The 21448-nt window shown below is 61.5% G+C and carries 23 protein-coding genes and 1 pseudogene; 23 read left to right on the plus strand and 1 reads right to left on the minus strand.

The genetic code is table 11. The annotated features are described in order from the left end of the window. The first annotated feature begins 4 nt into the window (after nucleotides 1-4). From fliH to fliJ, 3 genes are read left to right on the plus strand one after another with little or no spacing between them, the layout of a single operon-like run. Nucleotides 5-769, plus strand: a complete 765-nt coding sequence (gene fliH, locus H097_RS08675; RefSeq protein ID WP_032859037.1) for a flagellar assembly protein FliH — start codon at nucleotides 5-7, stop codon at nucleotides 767-769. Beyond that, nucleotides 759-2117, plus strand: coding sequence for a flagellar protein export ATPase FliI (fliI, locus tag H097_RS08680; RefSeq protein ID WP_032859039.1), 1359 nt, complete (start codon nucleotides 759-761; stop codon nucleotides 2115-2117). Before fliH ends, fliI begins: the two co-directional genes overlap by 11 nt. Nucleotides 2118-2123: 6 nt before the next feature. After that, nucleotides 2124-2573 (plus strand): flagellar export protein FliJ, encoded by a 450-nt coding sequence (fliJ, locus tag H097_RS08685; protein ID WP_029292520.1) that lies wholly within the window; start codon nucleotides 2124-2126, stop codon nucleotides 2571-2573. Between the two features lie 17 nt (nucleotides 2574-2590). Here fliJ and H097_RS28655 read toward each other — a convergent pair. Beyond that, nucleotides 2591-2707 (minus strand): annotated as a pseudogene (locus H097_RS28655) (outer membrane lipoprotein carrier protein LolA); the annotation flags it as partial. A gap of 79 nt (nucleotides 2708-2786) precedes the next feature. On the opposite strand from H097_RS28655, the gene H097_RS08690 reads away from it, so the two are divergent. The 20 genes from H097_RS08690 (at nucleotide 2787) to H097_RS08785 (ending at nucleotide 21402) form a co-directional block, all read left to right on the plus strand. Next, nucleotides 2787-3092: an STAS domain-containing protein gene (locus tag H097_RS08690; protein WP_032859041.1), complete on the plus strand. Its 306-nt coding sequence runs from the start codon at nucleotides 2787-2789 to the stop codon at nucleotides 3090-3092. After that, a complete protein-coding gene (locus H097_RS08695; RefSeq protein ID WP_032859043.1) occupies nucleotides 3089-4786 on the plus strand; it encodes a fused response regulator/phosphatase in 1698 nt (565 codons plus the stop codon). The genes H097_RS08690 and H097_RS08695 overlap by 4 nt, the downstream gene beginning before the upstream one ends. 30 nt (nucleotides 4787-4816) lie before the next feature. Then, nucleotides 4817-5158 (plus strand): Hpt domain-containing protein, encoded by a 342-nt coding sequence (locus H097_RS08700; protein WP_032859044.1) that lies wholly within the window; start codon nucleotides 4817-4819, stop codon nucleotides 5156-5158. 90 nt (nucleotides 5159-5248) lie between these two features. Beyond that, nucleotides 5249-6571: a flagellar hook-length control protein FliK gene (locus H097_RS08705; RefSeq protein WP_032859046.1), complete on the plus strand. Its 1323-nt coding sequence runs from the start codon at nucleotides 5249-5251 to the stop codon at nucleotides 6569-6571. Nucleotides 6572-6773: 202 nt separating this feature from the next. Next, a complete protein-coding gene (gene fliL / locus H097_RS08710; protein WP_032859047.1) occupies nucleotides 6774-7274 on the plus strand; it encodes a flagellar basal body-associated protein FliL in 501 nt (166 codons plus the stop codon). 9 nt (nucleotides 7275-7283) lie between these two features. Then, nucleotides 7284-8252 (plus strand): flagellar motor switch protein FliM, encoded by a 969-nt coding sequence (fliM, locus tag H097_RS08715; protein WP_032859049.1) that lies wholly within the window; start codon nucleotides 7284-7286, stop codon nucleotides 8250-8252. A 42-nt stretch (nucleotides 8253-8294) separates the two neighbouring features. Further along, nucleotides 8295-8762 carry a flagellar motor switch protein FliN gene (fliN, locus tag H097_RS08720; protein WP_032859051.1) on the plus strand — a complete coding sequence of 156 codons (468 nt, stop codon included), beginning with the start codon at nucleotides 8295-8297 and terminating at the stop codon, nucleotides 8760-8762. Nucleotide 8763: 1 nt separating this feature from the next. Then, entirely contained in the window at nucleotides 8764-9198 is a 435-nt protein-coding gene (fliO, locus tag H097_RS08725) for a flagellar biosynthetic protein FliO (protein ID WP_032859052.1), read from the plus strand. After that, nucleotides 9198-9941, plus strand: coding sequence for a flagellar type III secretion system pore protein FliP (gene fliP / locus H097_RS08730; RefSeq protein WP_032859054.1), 744 nt, complete (start codon nucleotides 9198-9200; stop codon nucleotides 9939-9941). The genes fliO and fliP overlap by 1 nt, the downstream gene beginning before the upstream one ends. Nucleotides 9942-9945: 4 nt before the next feature. Further along, on the plus strand, nucleotides 9946-10215 hold the full coding sequence (fliQ, locus tag H097_RS08735; protein WP_003192936.1) for a flagellar biosynthesis protein FliQ: 270 nt from the start codon (nucleotides 9946-9948) through the stop codon (nucleotides 10213-10215). Between the two features lie 4 nt (nucleotides 10216-10219). Next, nucleotides 10220-11005: a flagellar biosynthetic protein FliR gene (fliR, locus tag H097_RS08740; protein ID WP_032859057.1), complete on the plus strand. Its 786-nt coding sequence runs from the start codon at nucleotides 10220-10222 to the stop codon at nucleotides 11003-11005. A 3-nt stretch (nucleotides 11006-11008) separates the two neighbouring features. Continuing rightward, the gene (gene flhB, locus H097_RS08745; RefSeq protein WP_032859059.1) at nucleotides 11009-12145 is read left to right on the plus strand and encodes a flagellar biosynthesis protein FlhB; all 1137 of its coding nucleotides are present in this window, start codon (nucleotides 11009-11011) and stop codon (nucleotides 12143-12145) included. Nucleotides 12146-12383: 238 nt separating this feature from the next. After that, the gene (locus H097_RS08750; RefSeq protein WP_032859645.1) at nucleotides 12384-12587 is read left to right on the plus strand and encodes a cold-shock protein; all 204 of its coding nucleotides are present in this window, start codon (nucleotides 12384-12386) and stop codon (nucleotides 12585-12587) included. 122 nt (nucleotides 12588-12709) lie between these two features. Next, nucleotides 12710-14839, plus strand: a complete 2130-nt coding sequence (gene flhA / locus H097_RS08755) for a flagellar biosynthesis protein FlhA (protein WP_032859647.1) — start codon at nucleotides 12710-12712, stop codon at nucleotides 14837-14839. 11 nt (nucleotides 14840-14850) lie between these two features. Then, a complete protein-coding gene (gene flhF, locus H097_RS08760; RefSeq protein ID WP_029292553.1) occupies nucleotides 14851-16167 on the plus strand; it encodes a flagellar biosynthesis protein FlhF in 1317 nt (438 codons plus the stop codon). Between the two features lie 100 nt (nucleotides 16168-16267). Then, nucleotides 16268-17101 (plus strand): flagellar synthesis regulator FleN, encoded by an 834-nt coding sequence (gene fleN, locus H097_RS08765; protein WP_003192912.1) that lies wholly within the window; start codon nucleotides 16268-16270, stop codon nucleotides 17099-17101. Continuing rightward, nucleotides 17098-17838 carry an RNA polymerase sigma factor FliA gene (gene fliA / locus H097_RS08770; RefSeq protein WP_029292560.1) on the plus strand — a complete coding sequence of 247 codons (741 nt, stop codon included), beginning with the start codon at nucleotides 17098-17100 and terminating at the stop codon, nucleotides 17836-17838. Before fleN ends, fliA begins: the two co-directional genes overlap by 4 nt. A 168-nt stretch (nucleotides 17839-18006) precedes the next feature. After that, nucleotides 18007-18381 carry a chemotaxis response regulator CheY gene (locus H097_RS08775; RefSeq protein WP_162237637.1) on the plus strand — a complete coding sequence of 125 codons (375 nt, stop codon included), beginning with the start codon at nucleotides 18007-18009 and terminating at the stop codon, nucleotides 18379-18381. Between the two features lie 18 nt (nucleotides 18382-18399). Further along, nucleotides 18400-19188 (plus strand): protein phosphatase CheZ, encoded by a 789-nt coding sequence (locus H097_RS08780; protein WP_032859063.1) that lies wholly within the window; start codon nucleotides 18400-18402, stop codon nucleotides 19186-19188. A 12-nt stretch (nucleotides 19189-19200) separates the two neighbouring features. After that, the gene (locus H097_RS08785; RefSeq protein ID WP_032859065.1) at nucleotides 19201-21402 is read left to right on the plus strand and encodes a chemotaxis protein CheA; all 2202 of its coding nucleotides are present in this window, start codon (nucleotides 19201-19203) and stop codon (nucleotides 21400-21402) included. The last annotated feature ends 46 nt before the right edge of the window (nucleotides 21403-21448 follow it).

The raw sequence follows: 21448 nt of genomic DNA on the forward strand, positions 1-21448 counted from the left end.
GCGCATGTCGAACAAAGATGAGACGCCCAGCGATCTGATTCGCGCCCGGGACGTCGGCGGGTTCGACGTCTGGTCGCTGCCCAGCTTCGACCCGCACCGGCCCGAACCCGAGCCGGAACCCGTGGTAGAAACCCCGGTGGAAATGGAAGAAGTGCCGCTGGAGGAAGTCCAGCCACTGACCCTCGAAGAGCTCGAAAGCATCCGCCAGGAGGCTTACAACGAAGGCTTTGCCACGGGCGAGAAAGAGGGGTTCCACAGCACCACCCTCAAGGTTCGCCAGGAAGCTGACGCGGCCCTTGTTGTGAAGCTGGCCAGCCTCGAACGGCTGATGGGCAACCTGTTTGCGCCGATCGCCGAGCAGGACTCGCAGTTGGAAAAGGCCATGGTGGATCTGGTGCAGCACATCACCCGCCAGGTCATCCAACGTGAACTGGTGCTGGACTCCAGCCAGATCGAAAGCGTCATGCGCGAAGCCCTCAAGCTGTTGCCCCTGGGCGTCGGCAATGTGCGGTTGTACATCAACCCGCAGGATTTCGAGCAGGTCAAAGCCCTGCGCGAGCGCCACGAGGAAACCTGGCGCATCGTCGAGGATGCCGCGTTGCAGCCCGGTGGTTGCCGGGTCGAGACCGAGCACAGCCGCATCGATGCCACCGTCGAAACCCGCATCACGCAGATCATGGCCAAGTTGTTCGACCAGCTCCATGAACAGGCGCTGCACCCGGCGGCGCCGGACCTGAATATTGACCTGGACGCGCCGGATGCGCCTTGACCGCACCAGCTTTGCCAAGCGCCTGGGGGGTTATATCGAAGCCACCGAGTTGCCCGGCCAGCCGATCCTTGAGGGTCGCCTGCTGCGCATGGTCGGCCTGACCCTGGAAGCCGAAGGCCTGCGCGCGGCCATGGGCAGCCGCTGCCTGGTGATCAACGACGACAGCTACCACCCGGTGCAGGTGGAAGCCGAAGTCATGGGCTTTTCCGGCAGCAAGATCTTCCTGATGCCCGTGGGCAGCCTCGCCGGTATTGCGCCGGGCGCACGCGTGGTGCCGCTGGCTGACACCGGGCGCCTGCCGATGGGCATGAGCATGCTCGGCCGCGTGCTGGATGGCGCCGGCCGTGCGCTGGACGGCAAGGGCGGGATGAAGGCCGAAGACTGGGTGCCGATGGACGGCCCGACCATCAACCCGCTCAAGCGCAACCCGATCAGCCAGCCGCTGGACGTGGGTATTCGTTGCATCAACGGTTTATTGACGGTCGGTCGCGGCCAGCGCCTGGGCTTGTTCGCCGGTACCGGCGTGGGCAAGAGTGTGCTGCTGGGCATGATGACGCGCTTTACCGAGGCCGACATCATCGTGGTCGGCCTGATCGGTGAGCGGGGCCGTGAGGTGAAGGAATTCATCGAGCACATCCTGGGTGAAGAAGGCCTCAAGCGTTCCGTGGTGGTGGCGTCGCCGGCGGACGATGCGCCATTGATGCGCCTGCGTGCCGCCATGTACTGCACGCGGATTGCCGAATATTTCCGCGACAAGGGCAAGAATGTCCTGTTGCTGATGGACTCCCTCACGCGTTTCGCCCAGGCCCAGCGGGAAATCGCCCTGGCCATTGGCGAGCCGCCCGCGACCAAAGGCTATCCGCCATCGGTCTTCGCCAAGCTGCCCAAGCTGGTGGAGCGCGCCGGCAATGCCGAGGCCGGTGGTGGCTCGATCACCGCGTTCTACACCGTGCTGTCCGAAGGCGATGACCAGCAGGACCCGATTGCCGACTCGGCGCGGGGCGTGCTTGACGGGCACATCGTGCTGTCCCGGCGCCTGGCCGAGGAAGGGCATTACCCAGCCATCGATATCGAAGCGTCCATCAGCCGGGTCATGCCGTCGGTGGTCAGCGCCGAGCACATGGTCCGCGCCCAACAGTTCAAGCAGTTGTGGTCGCGTTACCAGCAGAGCCGTGACCTGATCAGCGTCGGCGCCTATGTCGCCGGTGGCGACCGCGAGACCGACCTGGCGATTGCCCTGCAACCGCAACTGGTGACCTACCTGCGCCAGGGGCTGAACGACAACATCAGCATGGCCGAAAGCGAAGCGCACCTGGCGTCGGTGTTCGCACCAGCGCCTGGCGGTTAACCCCTGATGGCCAGCAGTCGCGCCGCGCGTCTTGCTCCGGTGGTGGAGATGGCCGAAAGCGCTGAACGCACCGCCGCCCAGCGCCTGGGGCATTTCCAGGGCCAGGTGCGCCTGGCCGAGAGCAAACTGGGCGACCTGGAGCGCTTTCGCGGCGAATACCAGCAGCAGTGGATCGATCGCGGCAGCAAGGGCGTTTCCGGGCAGTGGCTGATGAACTACCAGCACTTTCTCAACCAACTGGAAAGCGCCGTCGGCCAGCAGCGCCAGAGCCTGGCCTGGCACCAGAACAACCTCGACAAGGCCCGCGAAGGCTGGCAACAGGCCTACGCCCGGGTCGAAGGCCTGCGCAAGCTGGTGCAGCGTTACATCGACGAAGCGCGCGCTCTGGAAGACAAGCGCGAACAGAAGCTGCTCGATGAACTGTCCCAGCGCCTGCCGCGCCAGGATCAATACTAACTACCCGCGCCCGCCCCTGTAGGAGCGAGCTTGCTCGCGAAAAACTGGCGGGCACAGCGGGGCGTCAAGTTTCCCGCGTCATCGTTGACGACCTTCGCGAGCAAGCTCGCTCCTACAGGGGCGGGCGTGAGCAGTTCCGCCAAGGCAAGGTTGCCCACTCTGTGATCACCTGCTACACCTTGTTGCACATGCCCACGACAAGGAAGCAGTCGTATGTCGGTTGAATCAGAAGTATCCCTGGATGGGACGAAGTTGACGATCGCAGTCAAAGGCCGGTTCGATTTCGGCAGTCACCAGGCTTTTCGCGATTCCTACGAGCGGTTCTATAAGGTCCCTGATATCTATGTGGTGGACTTGAAGGAGGCCACCTACCTCGACAGCTCGGCCCTGGGCATGCTGTTGTTGCTGCGTGATCATGCCGGAAGCGATGACGCTGATGTGCGGGTGATCAACAGCAGCTCCGATGTGCGCAAGATCCTCGCCATCTCCAATTTCGACAAGTTGTTTGATATCTCTTGAGCCTGCTGACGGTCCTGATCGCCGAAGACAGCGCTGCCGATCTGTTGTTGCTATCGACCATTGTGCGGCGCCAGGGCCATCGGGTGCTCACCGCGACTAACGGTCAGCAAGCGCTGGAGGTATTCACTCGCGAACGCCCGCAGTTGGTATTGATGGATGCCTTGATGCCGGTGATGGACGGCTTTGAAGCCGCCCGGCAGATCAAGCAACTGGCGGGCGAGACGCTGGTGCCGATCATCTTCCTGACGTCCCTGAGTGGCAGCCAGGCCCTGGCCCGTTGCCTGGATGCCGGTGGCGATGACTTCCTGGCCAAGCCCTACAGCCCGATCATCCTCGCGGCGAAGATCAACGCCATGGACCGCCTGCGCCGGCTGCAGGCCACGGTGTTGCAGCAGCGCGACCAGATCGCCCGCCATCATGAGTACCTGCTGCATGAACAGCGGGTGGCCAAGGCGGTGTTCGATAAGGTCGCCCATTCCGGCTGCCTGAACGCCGCGCGCAATATCCGTTACCTGCAATCGCCTTATGCGCTGTTCAACGGCGACTTGCTGTTGGCGGCCTACACGCCGTCGGGCGACATGCATGTGCTGCTCGGTGACTTCACCGGCCATGGCTTGCCAGCGGCCGTTGGCGCAATGCCGCTGGCCGAGGTGTTCTACGGCATGACCGCCAAGGGTTACGGCCTGGCGCAGACCCTGCGGGAGATGAACGCCAAGCTCAAGCGCATCCTGCCGGTGGACATGTTCTGTTGTGCGACGCTGTTGTGTCTCAGCGCCCAGCGTCGGGTGGTGGAGGTGTGGAATGGCGGGATGCCCGACGGCTACGTCCATGAAGTGGCCACGGGCAGGCGCACGCCGCTGGTGTCGCGGCATCTGCCCTTGGGTGTGCTGGCGCCCGAGGTTTTTGACGACTGCACGCAAGTCTGGCCGATGGCCCTGGGCGATCGGGTGTTCCTGTTGTCCGATGGGGTGATTGATACGGCGGATGCCAATGAGCAATTGTTTGGCGTGGAGCGTTTGCTACAAGTGTTCGCCGCCAACCGTGAGCCTGAGCGCCTGTTTGAGGACATCGAACAAGCCCTTGCCGGCTTTCGCGGCGAGGTGCGTGATGATGTCAGCCTGGTGGAAATCAGCCTGCTGCCTGAGCAGGCTCTGCATGCGTCGGCTATTCAGTACACCGACAGCGGCCAATCCTGCCCGCTGGACTGGTCGGTGAGTTTCGAGTTTCGTGCCGAGACACTCAAGCGTTACAACCCGTTACCGTATTTGCTGCAATTGCTCCTGGAAATCCACGGCCTGCGCGGCCAGAGTGGGGCGTTGTACAGCGTGATGGCCGAGCTGTATTCCAACGCCCTGGAGCATGGGGTGCTGGGCCTGGATTCACGGCTCAAGCGCGATGTGCAGGGTTTTGCCGACTATTATCGCCAGCGCAATGAGCGCCTGGCCCTGTTGAGTAACGGCTATATCCGTGTGCATATCGATGTCTTGCCGACAGGTGCAGGCGGTTGCCTGAGCCTGCGGATCGAAGACAGTGGCGCGGGTTTTGATGTGGAAACAGTCCTGGCGCGGCCGCTGGATATCGACCGTCTGTCCGGGCGCGGGCTGAACCTGGTCCGGCAACTGAGCAGCCATGTACGCTGGTCCGATGGCGGGCGCAGTGTGTGCGTGGAGTTTTGCTGGGAGGCTCTGGCATAATCCGCCGATTCTTGATCAAGGAGCGAACAAGTGACGCAGATACATATGGACCCTGAAGTGTTGATGGGTTTGCAGGAAGTCATGGAAGGCGAATACCCCCATTTGCTCGACACCTTCCTCGATGACTCGCAAAAGCGCGTCGAAGCGCTGCGCCAGGCGCGAGATGATGCCAAGGCGCTTGGGCAGATTGCCCATAGTTTCAAAGGCAGCAGCGGCAACCTGGGGGCCGTGCGTCTGGCGCGGTTGTGCCAGCGCCTGGAGGCCGAGTCGGCCAAGGCGCAGGTCGCCGACCTGGGCAAGCTGGTGGACCAGATCGATCATGAGTTCGCCCTGGTCAAGCCGATGTATGAGTCGGAGCGCCAGCGCTTCTAGGGTTCAATGGGCCGGTTGGCAAAGCTGGCCCGACTTTTGCTCTATCTCTCTTGACTGCGCCCTCGACCCTGCGCAGCGGAGACCAGACCTATGCCTCTCGCCCCTAACTCGCTCCTGCAGGCCGCCCCCGCGGTCAAGCCTCAGGCTTCCTCCGTCAATGCCCAGGCAGTGGCCGTGGACGCGCGGGCCAAAGCGCCAGGCTTTGCCCAGGTGTTCGCCAAGGAGTCCAGCGTTGCGCCTGCCAAGGCCACCGATATGGCGCCCAAGCCAAGCCGTGACAAGCCGGCGGATGTGAGTGCCAAGAAAGAGGTGGGCAACGACAAGCCTGCCGCTGGCACCCCAGCGGTTGCCGATAGCGGCAAGACCTTGCCTGCCAGCCCGCAGGTCAAGGACGACAAGACGGCCAGCCGCGATGACGAGACAAGCACCGGCAAGGATCCGGCATTGGCTGTACAGCCGGTGGCCGATCCGGTGGTTGACCCGGCGCTGATCGCGGCGGTCACGCCGGCTCCGGTTGCTGTCCCGGCCGCCGTGGTGGATGACGCCGTGGCGCCGTTGCTCGTGACCACCGCGCCGGTCACCGAAGAGGTTGCGCCAACCTTCGACCCCGAGGCCGATCCATTGGATGCATTGCCGGCCGTGCGCCTGGCGATGGAGCAGGGCGGGCATGTCTCCGCCAGCAGCCAGGCAGCGCAAAAAGCCGCGCCGACCCAGGCTGAGCCTACCGCCGCGCAGAACTTCACTAACGGCCTGGCGGCGATGGTCGATCAGCAAGCGGCCAAGGACAGTACCGACCAGGGTGGCGAGAAGGCTTTCAGCGGCCTGATCGAAGAGGGCCTCAAGGATTTGAAGGGCGCGAGCAGCGACACCCGCGTCGATGACTTTGCCAATCGCCTGGCCGCCCTGACCCAGGCCGCCACGCCCAAGACCGCCAACGCCTTGCCGCTCAATAACCAGCCGCTGGCCATGCATCAGAGTGGCTGGACCGAGGAAGTGGTGAACCGGGTCATGTACCTGTCCAGCATCAACCTCAAGTCCGCCGATATCCAATTACAGCCTGCCGAGTTGGGCCGCCTGGATATCCGCGTGAACATGACCGCTGACCAGCAGGCCCAGGTCAACTTCATGAGCGGCCACGCCGCCGTGCGCGAGGCCCTGGAAAGCCAGTCCGGGCGCCTGCGGGAAATGTTCGCCCAGCAGGGCATGGGCCAGGTTGACGTGAATGTCTCCGACCAGTCCCGTGGCTGGCAGGGCCAGGGTCAGGAGCAACAGCAGAACCAGGCGCGGGGAGTCAGTGGCAGTGGTGGGCACAACGATGGGCATGACACCGGCCTTGCCGGCGAAGCCACCGAAGTGGCGGCGCCGATAGCCCAATCCGTCATCGGCTCCAGCGCCGTGGACTACTACGCCTGAAACCTGACCTCTGTGGGAGCTGGCTTGCCTGCGATAGCGGTGGGTCAGCAATATAGCTCGTGCCTGACACACCGCTATCGCAGGCAAGCCAGCTCCCACACTGGTTTTGTAGCGTTGCTGAAATCCGTGACAACTCTGGCATAACACTTGCTCTTGCCTTCCCGTGGATCTATGAAACCCCGAATAGTGACGGATTATTGGCATGGCGAAGAGTGACGACGCAGCAACAGCACCTGCAGGCAAGAGCAAGCTCAAGATGATCCTGTTGATCGTCGTGGCCTTGTTATTGGCCATCGGCGTGTCGGTGGGCGCTACCTGGTACTTCATGCACAGCGCCCAGAGCAAGCCTGCACCTGCGGCCGAGACCGCGACCAACGTCAAGCAACCGGCAATCTTCGAGCAGATGCTTCCGGCCTTTGTCGCCAACTACAACCAGAACGGTCGGCAACGCTACCTGCAGGTGAGCATTTCCCTGCTGGCGCGCAACCAGGCGGACCTGGATGCCCTCAAGGTGCATATGCCGGTGATCCGCAACAACCTGGTGATGCTGTTCTCCGGGCAGAGTTTCGACAGCCTGGCCACCCCGGTGGGCCAGGAAATGCTGCGCCAGAAGGTCACTGCCAGCGTGCAGGAAGTGGCCCAGAAAGAACTGGGCAAAGTCGTGGTCGAGCAGGCGCTCTTCACTAATTTCGTATTGCAGTAGGATCACGACATGGCCGTGCAAGACCTGCTGTCCCAGGATGAAATCGACGCCCTGTTACATGGCGTCGACGATGGTCTGGTACAGACCGAAATGGCTGCCGAGCCCGGCAGCGTCAAAAGTTATGACCTGACCAGCCAGGATCGCATCGTCCGTGGACGCATGCCGACCCTGGAAATGATCAACGAGCGTTTCGCCCGCTACACCCGGATCAGCATGTTCAACATGCTGCGCCGTTCGGCAGACGTAGCGGTGGGCGGCGTGCAGGTGATGAAGTTCGGTGAATACGTGCACTCGCTGTACGTGCCCACCAGCCTCAACCTGGTCAAGATCAAGCCGCTGCGCGGTACCGCGCTGTTCATCCTCGACGCCAAGCTGGTGTTCAAGCTGGTGGACAACTTCTTCGGCGGTGACGGCCGTCACGCCAAGATCGAAGGCCGCGAATTCACCCCCACCGAATTGCGCGTAGTGCGCATGGTGCTGGAGCAGGCCTTCGTCGACTTGAAAGAAGCCTGGCAGGCGATCATGGAAGTCAATTTCGAGTACATCAACTCGGAAGTGAACCCGGCCATGGCCAACATCGTCGGGCCCAGCGAAGCCATTGTGGTCTCCACTTTCCATATCGAACTCGATGGCGGGGGCGGCGACCTGCACGTGACCATGCCGTACTCGATGATCGAACCGGTGCGCGAGATGCTCGATGCGGGCTTCCAGTCCGACCTCGACGACCAGGACGAACGCTGGGTCAAGGCCCTGCGCGAAGACCTGCTGGATGTCGATGTGCCGCTGAGCGCCACCGTGGCGCGTCGCCAGTTGCGCCTGCGGGACATTTTGCATATGCAGCCGGGGGATGTGATCCCTGTCGAGTTGCCAGACGAATTGATCATGCGCGCCAACGGCGTGCCGTCGTTCAAGGTCAAGCTCGGTTCCCACAAAGGCAACCTGGCGTTGCAAGTGGTCGAGCCGATCAACCGTCGCTGATTCCCCTCTAACTCCTGTTTTTTGCTGCGCCGAGGACATGTAATGGCTACCGAACACGAAAACACTTCCGCCGAAGACCAGGCCCTGGCCGATGAATGGGCCGCTGCCCTGGAAGAAACCGGCGATGTAGGCCAGGACGATATCGACGCTTTGCTGGCGGCCGATGCTGCCACTGCACCGGTGGGCAACCGCTTGCCCATGGAAGAGTTCGGCAGCGTGCCGAAGAACCATGAGCCGGTATCGCTCGATGGTCCGAACCTGGACGTGATCCTCGATATCCCGGTATCGATCTCCATGGAAGTGGGCAGCACTGAAATCAACATCCGCAACCTGCTGCAACTCAACCAGGGTTCGGTGATCGAGCTTGACCGCCTGGCCGGCGAGCCGCTGGATGTGTTGGTCAACGGCACGCTGATCGCCCATGGCGAAGTGGTGGTGGTCAACGAAAAGTTCGGCATCCGCCTGACTGACGTGATCAGCCCCAGCGAACGCATCAAGAAGCTGCGCTGAGATGAGTCGCTGGGTGGTGGGACTGTTGTGGGCGCTGCCACTGGGCGCATTCGCGGCTGAGCCGGTGGCCTTGGCCGCTGCACCGGCCGTCGGTGGCAATGTGGCCGGGCAACTGACTCAGTTGGTGCTCGGCCTGCTGCTGGTGGTGGGGTTGATCTTCGTCCTCGCCTGGCTGTTGCGCCGGGTGCAGCGGATCGGCCCGGGCAATGCCCAGGTCATCGAGCTGGTGGGTTCGCGGGCCTTGGGCGCGCGGGATCGCCTGGTGCTGGTGCAGGTGGGCGAAGAGCAGATCCTGCTCGGCCTGACGCCTGGTCGTATTACCCCGCTGCACGTGCTCAAGCATCCGGTGAGCGTGGGCCAGACCGAGGCCGCCACCCCGGAGTTCGCCCAGCGCCTGATGGAGCTGATGGGCAAGGACCAGAAGGATAAGAAGTAATGCGCGTTCTATTGGCGCTCATGCTGTTGCTGGCCGCGCCCTTGGCGTTCGGCGCCGACCCGTTGTCGATCCCGGCGATCACCCTGGGCACCAACGCGGCCGGGGCCCAGGAATATTCGGTCAGCCTGCAGATCCTGCTGATCATGACGGCGCTGAGTTTTATCCCGGCGTTCGTCATGCTCATGACCAGCTTCACTCGCATCATCATTGTGTTCTCGATTCTGCGTCAGGCCCTGGGTTTGCAGCAGACGCCGTCGAACCAGATCCTCACCGGCATGGCCCTGTTCCTGACGTTGTTCATCATGGCGCCGGTGTTTGACAAGGTGAACCAGCAAGCCCTGCAACCCTACCTGGCCGAGAAGCTCACAGCCCAGGACGCGGTGGACAAGGCCCAGGGCCCGATCAAGGACTTCATGCTATCGCAGACCCGCTCCAGCGATCTGGAGCTGTTTGTACGCCTGTCCAAGCGTACCGATATTGCCAGCCCCGACCAGGCGCCGTTGACCATCCTGGTGCCGGCGTTCGTGACCTCGGAGCTCAAGACTGCATTCCAGATCGGCTTCATGATCTTCATCCCGTTCCTGATCATCGACCTGGTGGTGGCCAGTGTGCTGATGGCCATGGGTATGATGATGCTGTCGCCGCTGATCATTTCGTTGCCGTTCAAGATCATGCTGTTTGTGCTGGTGGATGGTTGGGCGCTGATTATCGGCACCCTCGCCGGCAGTTTCGGAGGGGTATAGCGCCATGACTCCGGAAGTCGCCGTCGACCTGTTTCGCGAAGCACTGTGGCTGACCACCCTGATGGTCGCGGTGCTGGTGGTGCCCAGCCTGTTGGTGGGTTTGCTGGTGGCGATGTTCCAGGCTGCCACGCAGATCAACGAACAGACCTTGAGCTTCCTCCCGCGTTTGTTGGTGATGCTGGTCACGCTGATCGTTGCCGGGCCCTGGCTGGTGCAGACCTTCATGGAATACATCCTGCAGCTGTACGGCAGTATTCCGCAGTTGATCGGCTGACCTGATGCAGTCCTTGCTGGCATTGACCGACACCCAGATCAGCACGTGGGTGGCCGCGTTCATCCTGCCGCTGTTTCGCGTGGGCGCGATGCTGATGACCATGCCGGTGATCGGCACGACCCTGGTGCCCAAGCGTGTACGCCTGTTCTTCACCGTGGCGATCACTGTGGTCATTGTGCCGACATTGCCGGCGATGCCACCGGTCAATGCCCTGGACCTCAGTGCATTGCTGCTGATTGCCGAACAAATCCTGATTGGCGCCTTGATGGGCTTCTCCTTGACCCTGTTCTTCCAGGCGTTTGTGATTGCCGGGCAAATCGTCTCGATCCAGATGGGCATGGGCTTCGCGTCCATGGTCGACCCCACCAACGGCGTGTCGGTGGCGGTGATCGGGCAATTTCTGACCATGCTGGTGACCCTGCTGTTTTTGGCCATGAACGGCCATCTGGTGGCCTTCGAAATCCTCACCGAGAGCTTCACTACCTTGCCGGTGGGCGAGGGCTTGATCGTCAACCACTTCTGGGAAGTGGTCGGGCGCCTCAGTTGGGTGCTGGGCGCGTCATTGTTGCTGGTGTTGCCGGCGATCACTGCGCTGCTGGTGGTCAACATTGCCTTCGGCGTGATGACCCGTGCCGCGCCGCAGTTGAACATTTTTGCTATTGGTTTCCCGCTGACCCTGGTGTTGGGCCTGGGGATTTTCTGGATCGGCCTGGCCGACATTCTCAATCAGTATCAACCGCTGGCCAGTGATGCCCTGCAGTTCTTACGTGATCTGGCACGGGCGCGCTGAGCCATGGCCGAGAGCGAGAGTGGTCAGGACAAAACAGAAGACCCCACGGAGAAACGGAAAAAGGACTCCAGGGAAAAGGGCGAAATTGCCCGTTCCAAAGAGCTCAACACCCTGGCGGTGATGCTCGCCGGGGCCGGCGGCCTGTTGATCTACGGCGGCGGCCTGGCCCAGGACCTGATGGAGATCATGAAGCACAGCTTTTCCCTGCCCCGGGAAGTGCTGCTTGACCCGCGCGCCATGGGCATCTACCTGCTGCACTCGGGGAAGATAGCGATCCTGGCCTCGCAACCGGTGCTGATCACCTTGCTGCTGGCGGCGCTGATCGGGCCGATTTCCCTCGGTGGCTGGTTGTTCGCGGCCGGCAGCCTGGCGCCCAAATTCAGCCGCATGAACCCGGCGGCCGGGATCAAGCGCATGTTCTCGGCCAAGGCCGTGGTGGAACTGCTCAAGGCATTGGCGAAGTTCTTCATCATCTTGTTTGTGGCGCTGGTGGTGCTCAAGTCGGATATCGACGACTTGTTGCGCATCGCCCATGAACCGCTGGAGCTGGCAATCATTCATAGCGTGCAACTGGTGGGGTGGAGTGCGTTGTGGATGGCCTGCGGGCTGATCCTGATTGCGGCGGTGGATGCGCCGATCCAGCTGTGGGAAAGCCACAAGAAGCTGCTGATGACCAAGCAAGAAGTGCGTGACGAGCACAAGGATCAGGAAGGCAAGCCGGAAGTGAAGCAGCGTATCCGTCAGCTGCAACGCGAGATGTCCCAGCGCAAGATGATGGCTTCGGTACCGGATGCCGATGTGGTCATTACCAACCCGACCCACTATGCCGTGGCGCTCAAGTACGACGCCGAGAAGGGCGGCGCACCGATGTTGCTGGCCAAGGGCAGCGACTTTACCGCCTTGAAAATCCGCGAAATCGCCCAGGCCAACGACATTTTGCTGCTGGAGTCGCCGGCGCTGGCGCGTTCGATCTTCTACTCCACCGACCTTGAACAAGAGATCCCGGCCGGGCTGTACCTGGCGGTGGCGCAGGTGTTGGCCTATGTCTATCAGATTCGCCAATACCGTGCGGGCAAGGGCAAGCGACCGGATCCGCTCAAGGATTTGCCGATTCCGCCGGATTTGCAGCGCGATTCCTGAGTTTTGATGTGCTTGTTCGGACGCCATCGCGGGCAAGCCCGGCTCCCACAGTTGATCTCGGTCAAATGTGGGAGCCGGGCTTGCCCGCGATGGCGTCCGAACAGGTAGCAAGCGCCCGATGCCCGGCCTAACATCGCTTGCCTCCCATGTCTACCTGTCAACTCTGACAGTAGCCACTGCCTCTGCTTCGCGGTTTGATGGCGCGCGGATGTTCAAGCAAGGATTCGGGAGAAGGGCAATGGCAACGGGCACTGTGAAGTGGTTCAACGACTCAAAAGGCTTCGGGTTCATCACGCAGGACGGTGGGGGAGAGGATCTGTTTGTGCACTTCTCGACTATTCAAAGCGGCGGATTCAAGTCCCTGGCGGAGGGTCAGAAGGTGCAGTACGAAGTCGTCGAGGGTCCAAAAGGCAAGCAGGCAGCAAACGTCCAGCCACTCTAGCGGCTAACAATAATCCTCCCCCGGTATGCCTCAAGCAAAAGTTGGAAGGCTTCTTGCACAAGCCCTTCCAAGTCGCCTCCTGGCGTCAAAGTTTTGCTTCAAGGCAACGAGGAATACCGGTGGTGGATCGCTCTCAAATGCTCAACAACGCCCGTGGCACCCTGACGGACCTCTCGCGAGGCAACCTGGGTGTGCCGTTGTTGCTGTTGGTCATGCTGGCAATGATGATGTTGCCGATGCCGCCGTTCCTGTTGGACGTGTTCTTCACCTTCAACATTGCCCTGTCCATCGTGGTGCTGCTGGTGTGTGTATACGCGCTGCGGCCTTTGGATTTTGCGGTCTTTCCCACTATTTTGCTGGTTGCCACGCTGCTGCGCCTGGCCCTTAACGTGGCCTCCACGCGGGTGGTGATGCTCCACGGCCAGGACGGTCACGCCGCCGCCGGCAAGGTGATCCAGGCTTTTGGTGAGGTGGTGATCGGCGGCAACTACGTGGTCGGTATCGTGGTGTTCGCGATCCTGATGATCATCAACTTCGTGGTGGTGACCAAGGGCGCCGGGCGGATTTCCGAGGTGAGCGCACGGTTTACCCTCGACGCCATGCCTGGCAAGCAAATGGCGATCGACGCCGACCTCAACGCCGGCCTGATCGACCAGAACCAGGCCAAGGCCCGTCGTTCCGAAGTGGCCCAGGAGGCCGAGTTCTACGGTTCGATGGACGGTGCCAGCAAATTCGTGCGTGGCGACGCCATCGCCGGCCTGCTGATCCTGTTTATCAACCTGATCGGCGGCATGGCGGTGGGGATCTTCCAGCACGGCATGACCTTCGGCGATGCGGGCAAGGTGTACGCCTTGCTGACCATTGGTGACGGTTTAGTGGCGCAATTGCCATCACTGTTGTTATCCACAGCTGCGGCGATCATGGTGACCCGTGCGTCCGGCTCCGAAGACATGGGCAAGCAGATCAACCGCCAGATGTTTTCCTCGCCCAAGGCCCTGGCCGTGGCGGCCGGCATCATGGCGATCATGGGCATTGTGCCGGGCATGCCGCACTTCTCGTTCCTGAGCATGGCTGCCCTGGCCGGCGGCGGTGCGTACCTGTTCTGGAAGAAGCAGAACACGGTCAAGGTCCAGGCCTTGAAAGAGGTGGAACGCCAGCAGGACTTACTGCCGTCGCCGGCCCGCGCCCAGGAAACCAAGGAGTTGGGCTGGGATGACGTGACCCCGATCGACATGATCGGCCTGGAAGTCGGCTATCGCCTGATCCCGCTGGTCGACCGCAATCAGGGCGGCCAGTTGCTGGCGCGGATCAAGGGTGTGCGCAAGAAATTGTCCCAGGACCTGGGCTTCTTGATGCCCACCGTACACATTCGCGACAACCTCGACCTGGCCCCCAGTGCCTACCGTCTGACGCTGATGGGCGTGACCCTGGCCGAAGCCGAGATCTACCCGGACCGCGAGTTGGCGATCAACCCGGGCCAGGTGTTTGGCACCCTGAGCGGCATCACCGCCAAAGATCCGGCTTTTGGCCTGGACGCGGTGTGGATCGAAGTCAGCCAGCGTAGCCAGGCGCAGTCCTTGGGTTACACCGTGGTGGATGCCAGCACGGTGGTCGCCACGCACCTCAACCAGATTCTGTACAAGCACTCCCACGAGCTGATTGGCCACGAAGAAGTCCAGCAACTCATGCAATTGCTGGCCAAGGCCTCGCCAAAGCTGGCCGAAGAGCTGGTGCCGGGCATCCTGTCGTTGTCGCAGTTGCTCAAGGTGTTGCAGGCACTGTTGGCCGAGCAGGTGCCGGTACGCGACATTCGCAGCATTGCCGAGGCCGTCGCCAACAATGCCGCCAAGAGTCAAGATACTGCCGCTCTGGTGGCTGCGGTGCGCGTCGGTTTGTCGCGTGCCATCGTCCAAAGCATTGTCGGGCTTGACTCCGAGCTGCCTGTCATCACCTTGGAACCAAGGTTGGAACAAATATTGCTCAATAGTATCCAGAAGGCAGGACAAGGCCAGGAAGAGGGCGTCCTGCTGGAGCCAAGCATGGCTGAAAAGCTGCAGCGTTCGTTGATCGACGCCGCACAGCGCCAGGAGATGCAGGGCCAACCGGTGATCCTGCTGGTGGCCGGCCCCGTCCGGGCGATGTTGTCGCGGTTTGGACGCCTGGCAGTACCGAATTTGCACGTATTGGCTTATCAGGAAATTCCTGACAACAAGCAAGTGACTATCGTCGCGACAGTAGGGCCCAACGGCTGAGGTAGTGGGTTATGCAAGTAAAGCGTTTTTTCGCCGCCGATATGCGTCAGGCCATGAAGCTGGTTCGTGATGAACTGGGCGCCGACGCGGCTATTATCGGTAACCGTCGCATTGCCGGCGGTGTCGAGCTGACGGCTGCCCTGGATTACAAACCCCAGGCCTTGGCGCCGCGCGTGCCGAACATGGAACTCGAAGACGAGTTGCGCAAGACCGCCTCGCGCATTGTCTCGGCCCAGGCCGAACTGAGCATGCGTGGCGACAGCGATGCGACCACCAACCGCCAATTGTTTGCCGGCCTGCCGCTGACTGCGGCCGAGCCATTGGTTGAGCCGACCTTCGTCGAGCCGCCGCGTCCTGCTGCGCCGGCGCCGGCTGCGGCGGTCGACCAGCGCGTGTTCGACTCGATGCGTTTTGAACTCAATGGCCTGCGCGAACTGTTGGAAGTGCAGTTGGGCTCGCTGGCCTGGAACCAGTTGCAAGGCAGCAAGCCGCAACAGGCCAACCTCTGGCGTCGCCTGCAGCGCATCGGCCTGTCCGGCCCGTTGTCGCGCGACCTGCTGGAGCTGACCACCGGTATCGAAGAACCTCGCCAGGCCTGGCGCATGCTGCTGGCCCACTTGGCGCGGATGATCCAGACCCCGGAAATCGAACCCCTTGAAGAAGGTGGCGTGATTGCCATGGTCGGCCCTGCCGGCATGGGCAAGACCACCACCCTGGCCAAATTGGCCGCCCGTTATGTACTCAAGTACGGCGCGCACAATATTGCGCTGGTGAGCATGGACAGCTACCGCATCGGTGCCCAGGAGCAGCTCAAGACCCTGGGCCGGATCCTCAATGTGCCGGTGACCCATGTCGACCCGGGCCAGTCCCTGGCCAACGCCCTCGACCCGCTGCTGCGCAAACGCGTGGTGCTGATCGACACCGCGGGCCTGCAAGCCAGCGACCCGGCGTTGCGTATGCAGCTGGAAAGCCTGGCCGGACGCGGGATCAAGTCGAAAAATTACCTGGTACTTGCAACAACCAGCCAAAAACAGGTTCTGACTGCTGCGTACCACAGCTACAAGCGTTGCGGGTTGGCCGGTTGCATCCTGACTAAGCTGGATGAAACCGCAAGCCTGGGCGAAGTGTTGAGCCTTGCCATCAGCCATGAATTACCGGTCGCCTACCTGACCGACGGGCCGCGGATCCCGGATGATTTGCATCTGCCGCGCCGTCATCAACTGGTCAGCCGTGCAGTCAGTGTGCAAATGCAGGACGAACCCAGTGAAGAGGCGATGGCGGACATGTTCGCCGACCTCTATCACAACCCAGCCAAGCGGGTCGGCTGAAGGCAACATGAAACACAGTGCAATGTACCTACATCGATGGTCTGCTACCGCGGCCACCCTATGTAGCCTGCGGCTAAGCAAGACAAGGTAAAGAAAGAACATGGGCAGCATGCATCCCGTACAGGTGATCGCGGTGACCGGCGGCAAAGGTGGCGTCGGGAAAACTAACGTGTCAGTGAATTTGTCCCTGGCCCTGGCAGAGCTTGGCCGCCGTGTCATGCTGCTGGATGCCGACCTGGGACTGGCGAACGTTGACGTTCTGCTGGGACTGACCCCCAAACATACCCTGGCCGATGTCATTGAGGGCCGCTGTGAACTGCGCGATGTGCTGTTGCAGGGGCCAGGGGGGATTCGCATCGTCCCGGCCGCCTCCGGCACCCAGAGCATGGTGCATCTGAGCCCGGCGCAGCATGCCGGCCTGATCCAGGCCTTCAGTGATATCGGCGACAACCTCGACGTGCTGGTGATCGACACCGCCGCCGGGATCGGCGAGTCCGTGGTCAGCTTCGTGCGCGCCGCGCAGGAAGTGTTGCTGGTGGTCTGCGACGAACCCACCTCGATCACCGACGCCTACGCCCTGATCAAGCTGCTCAACCGCGACTACGGCATGAACCGCTTCCGCGTGCTGGCCAACATGGCCCAGAGCCCACAGGAAGGGCGCAACCTGTTCGCCAAGTTGACCAAGGTCACGGATCGCTTCCTCGATGTCGCCTTACAATACGTCGGCGCAGTTCCCTATGACGAGTGTGTGCGCAAGGCTGTGCAAAAGCAGCGTGCAGTCTATGAAGCGTTCCCTCGTTCGAAATGCGCGTTGGCGTTCAAGGCAATTGCTCAGAAGGTCGATACCTGGCCACTGCCCGCCAATCCTCGGGGGCATCTGGAGTTTTTCGTCGAGCGATTGGTGCATCAGACGAGTGCAGGACCGGTGCTATGACAGCCAGCGGCTACAACCTTTACAAAAAATCAGCGCGTGACAGCCAGGGCGAATTGATCGAGCGCTATGCGCCTCTGGTCAAGCGCATTGCCTACCACCTGCTGGCACGCCTGCCCGCCAGTGTCCAGGTCGAAGACCTGATCCAGGCGGGGATGATCGGCCTGCTCGAAGTGTCGACCAAGTACGACGCGAGCAAGGGTGCGAGTTTCGAGACGTATGCGGGTATCCGTATCCGTGGCGCGATGCTCGATGAAGTGCGTAAAGGTGATTGGGCGCCGCGTTCGGTTCACCGCAATACCCGGATGGTGAGTGACGCAATTCGCTCAATTGAAGCAAAAACCGGCCGCGACGCTAAAGATCACGAAGTTGCGGCCGAACTCCAATTGAGTCTCGACGATTACTACGGGATTTTGAACGATACCTTGGGCAGCCGCCTGTTCAGTTTCGACGACCTGCTACAGGACGGCGAACATGAAGGGCTGCACGAGGACGGCGCGAGCGCTCACCAGGAGCCTTCACGCGACCTGGAAGATGAACGCTTCCAGGGCGCCCTGGCAGAGGCGATTGCCAATCTGCCGGAACGTGAGCGACTGGTGTTGGCGCTGTACTACGACGAAGAGCTGAACCTCAAGGAAATCGGTGAGGTCCTGGGGGTCAGCGAATCGCGGGTCAGTCAGCTCCATAGCCAATGCGCGGCCCGCTTGCGGGGGCGTTTGGGAGAGTGGCGAGCGCGCTGACAGGCAGTGTGGGGACAGTGCGAGCGATAACCGCCAGAGCGCAAGCCGGGCGGGAGCGACCTGTGGTGTGCCCTAGCAGTCCTTTTTGTGTAATGCCTGTTGAATGATATGGCGCGCCCAGGTGCTGGACGCGTTTAAGACTGCTTGGAGGTCGAATTGGACAAGAACATGAAAATCCTCATCGTTGATGACTTCTCAACGATGCGGCGGATCATAAAAAACCTGTTGCGTGACCTTGGGTTCACTAACACGGTCGAGGCGGATGACGGCATTACGGCGATTCCGATCCTCAACAGCGGGAGCATCGACTTTCTGGTAACCGACTGGAACATGCCTGGCATGACCGGTATCGATCTGCTGCGCCATGTGCGCGCCGATGAAAAACTGCGCAATCTTCCGGTGTTGATGGTGACCGCCGAAGCCAAGCGTGAACAGATCATCGAAGCCGCCCAGGCCGGGGTCAACGGCTACGTGGTCAAGCCATTCACTGCATTGGCCTTGAAAGAGAAGATTGAAAAAATCTTCGAACGCATCGGTCATTGATGCTGCCACGGGGGAGCTATGGAGCATAAAGAATCATCGCAGGCCGACTTTGAATCGACCCTGAAAAAACATGCTCACCAACTCGTCGAAAGCCTGGAAAAAGGCCAGTTCGGCGACGCAGTGCAGTTGATCCATGAGCTCAACCAGACCCGCGACCGCGGCCTGTACCAGGAAGTGGGCAAGCTCACCCGTGAGTTGCACAGTGCGATCGTCAATTTCCAGATCGACCCGCACATGCCTCAGGCCGAGGAAATCTCGCAGATCACTGATGCCACCGAACGTCTGTCCTATGTGGTCAGGCTGACCGAGGCGGCAGCCAATCGCACCATGGACCTGGTGGAAAACGCCACGCCTTTGGTGAACGGCATGGCCAATGAGGCCAAGGCGTTGAGCGCTGACTGGGGGCGTTTCATGCGCCGCGAAGTGGGCGCAGAAGAATTTCGTGAGCTGGCGCGTCGGGTCGAGGGCTTCCTGTCACGCAGCGAGCAGGACAACCGCACGGTTTCCAGCAACCTCAATGACATTCTGCTGGCCCAGGATTACCAGGACCTCACCGGCCAGGTGATCAAGCGCGTGACCCTGCTGGTCACTGAAGTGGAAAGCAACTTGCTCAAACTGGTGCTGATGGCTGGCCAGGTCGACCGTTTTGCCGGCATCGAACATGACCGCGAAGCGATCCTCTCGGAAAAAGATCCACAAAAACACCTCGCCAAGGGTGAAGGTCCGCAGATTCATGCCGATAAACGTGAAGACGTTATGTCAGGTCAAGATGACGTAGACGATTTGCTGTCCAGTTTAGGCTTCTAAGGAGCACGCAATATGAGCTTCGGCGCCGATGAAGAAATCCTTCAGGATTTCCTTGTAGAGGCCGGCGAAATTCTAGAGCAGTTGTCCGAGCAACTGGTCGAGCTGGAAAGCCGACCGGATGATGCGAACCTGCTCAATGCAATTTTTCGCGGTTTTCACACTGTAAAAGGGGGCGCCGGCTTCCTCCAGCTCCATGAGCTGGTGGAGTGCTGTCACATCGCCGAAAACGTGTTCGACATCCTGCGCAAGGGTGAGCGGCACGTTGATTCGGAACTGATGGACGTGATCCTCGAAGCCCTGGACGCGGTCAACGGCATGTTCAATGAAGTGCGTGAACGCGCACCGATTACCGCCGCCACCCCGGAACTGCTGGCCGCCCTGGCGCGCCTGGCAGAGCCTGCTGCCCTGAATGCCGCCCCGGTGGTTGAAGCCGCGCCTGAACCGGTGGCCGAGCCTGACGTTACCGACAGCGAATTCGAACAACTGCTGGACTCCCTCAATGCCGTCAAGGCGCAGGCAGAAGCACCGGCAGCGGCTGCGCCAGCCATGGTGCCGACCAGCGAAGACATTACCGATGCCGAGTTCGAGTCGTTGCTCGATCAGTTGCACGGCAAGGGCCAGTTCGCCCCGGACGCTGTGGCGGCAACGCCGGCGGCTGTGGAGCCTGCCCAGCCGGTCAGCACCGACATCACCGATGACGAATTTGAAGCACTGCTGGATCAGTTGCATGGCAAGGGCTCGTTTGCGGCTGATGCCTTGCCGGCAGTTGCAGCGGCGGCTGCACCGGTCGCTGCCCCGCCTGCTGCTGTTGCCCCTGCTGCGGATGGCCTGATTACCGATCACGAATTCGAATCTCTGCTCGACGAGCTGCACGGCAAGGGTAAGTTCTCTGAAGTGGCACCTGCAGCAGCGGCCACCGCCACTGCTGCCGTCGCCAAGCCGGCAGCGGTGGCAGCCAAGGCTGCTGCGCCTGCTCCAGCCCGCGCCGCTGCACCGGCACCGGCCCGCGCGCCGGCGGCTGCCGACAAGGCTCCGGCCAGTGAAGCCGAAACCACCGTGCGGGTCGATACCGCGCGCCTGGACGACATCATGAACATGGTCGGCGAACTGGTGCTGGTGCGTAACCGCCTGGTGCGCCTGGGCTTGAGCAGCGGCGATGAAGCCATGCAAAAGGCCGTGTCGAACCTCGACGTGGTCACGGCCGACCTGCAGACCGCGGTGATGAAGACGCGCATGCAGCCGATCAAGAAGGTCTTCGGGCGCTTCCCGCGCCTGGTCCGTGACTTGGCCCGGCAGTTGAAAAAAGAGATCGCCCTGGAACTGGTGGGCGAAGAAACCGACCTCGACAAAAACCTCGTCGAGGCCCTGGCCGACCCGCTGGTCCACTTGGTGCGCAACGCGGTCGACCACGGTGTGGAAACCCCCGAAGAGCGCGAAGCCAGCGGCAAGCCGCGCCTGGGCAAAGTGATCCTGGCGGCCGAACAGGAAGGCGACCATATCCTGCTGTCGATCACCGATGACGGCAAAGGCATGGACTCCAACATCCTGCGCGGCATCGCGGTCAAGCGCGGCGTCATGGACAAGGACGCCGCCGACCGCCTGACCGACACCGAGTGCTACAACCTGATCTTTGCCCCGGGCTTCTCGACCAAGACCGAGATTTCCGACGTGTCCGGCCGTGGCGTGGGCATGGACGTGGTGAAGACCAAGATCAGCCAGCTCAATGGCTCGATCAATATCTATTCGACCAAGGGCCAGGGCTCGAAGATCGTCATCAAGGTGCCGTTGACCCTGGCGATCATGCCGACCCTGATGGTGATGCTGGGCAACCAGGCGTTCGCCTTCCCGCTGGTCAACGTCAACGAAATCTTCCACCTCGACCTGTCGCGCACCAACGTGGTCGACGGCCAGGAAGTGGTGATCGTGCGCGACAAGGCGTTGCCACTGTTCTACCTCAAGCGTTGGCTGGTGGCGTCCGCCGCTCATGAAGAGCAGCGCGAAGGCCACGTGGTGATCCTGTCCGTGGGCACCCAGCGTATCGGCTTTGTCGTCGATCAACTGGTTGGCCAGGAAGAAGTGGTCATCAAGCCATTGGGCAAGATGCTGCAAGGAACGCCAGGCATGTCGGGTGCGACCATTACCGGTGACGGTCGGATCGCGCTGATTCTCGATGTTCCGAGCATGCTCAAGCGTTACGCCGCACGGCGTATTTGATTCGGCCCGGGCAGGGCGGTTGTCCCTCGCCCTGCCTAACGGAGTG

The organism is Pseudomonas sp. FH4 (assembly GCF_000510915.2).
GTDB lineage: Bacteria > Pseudomonadota > Gammaproteobacteria > Pseudomonadales > Pseudomonadaceae > Aquipseudomonas > Aquipseudomonas brenneri.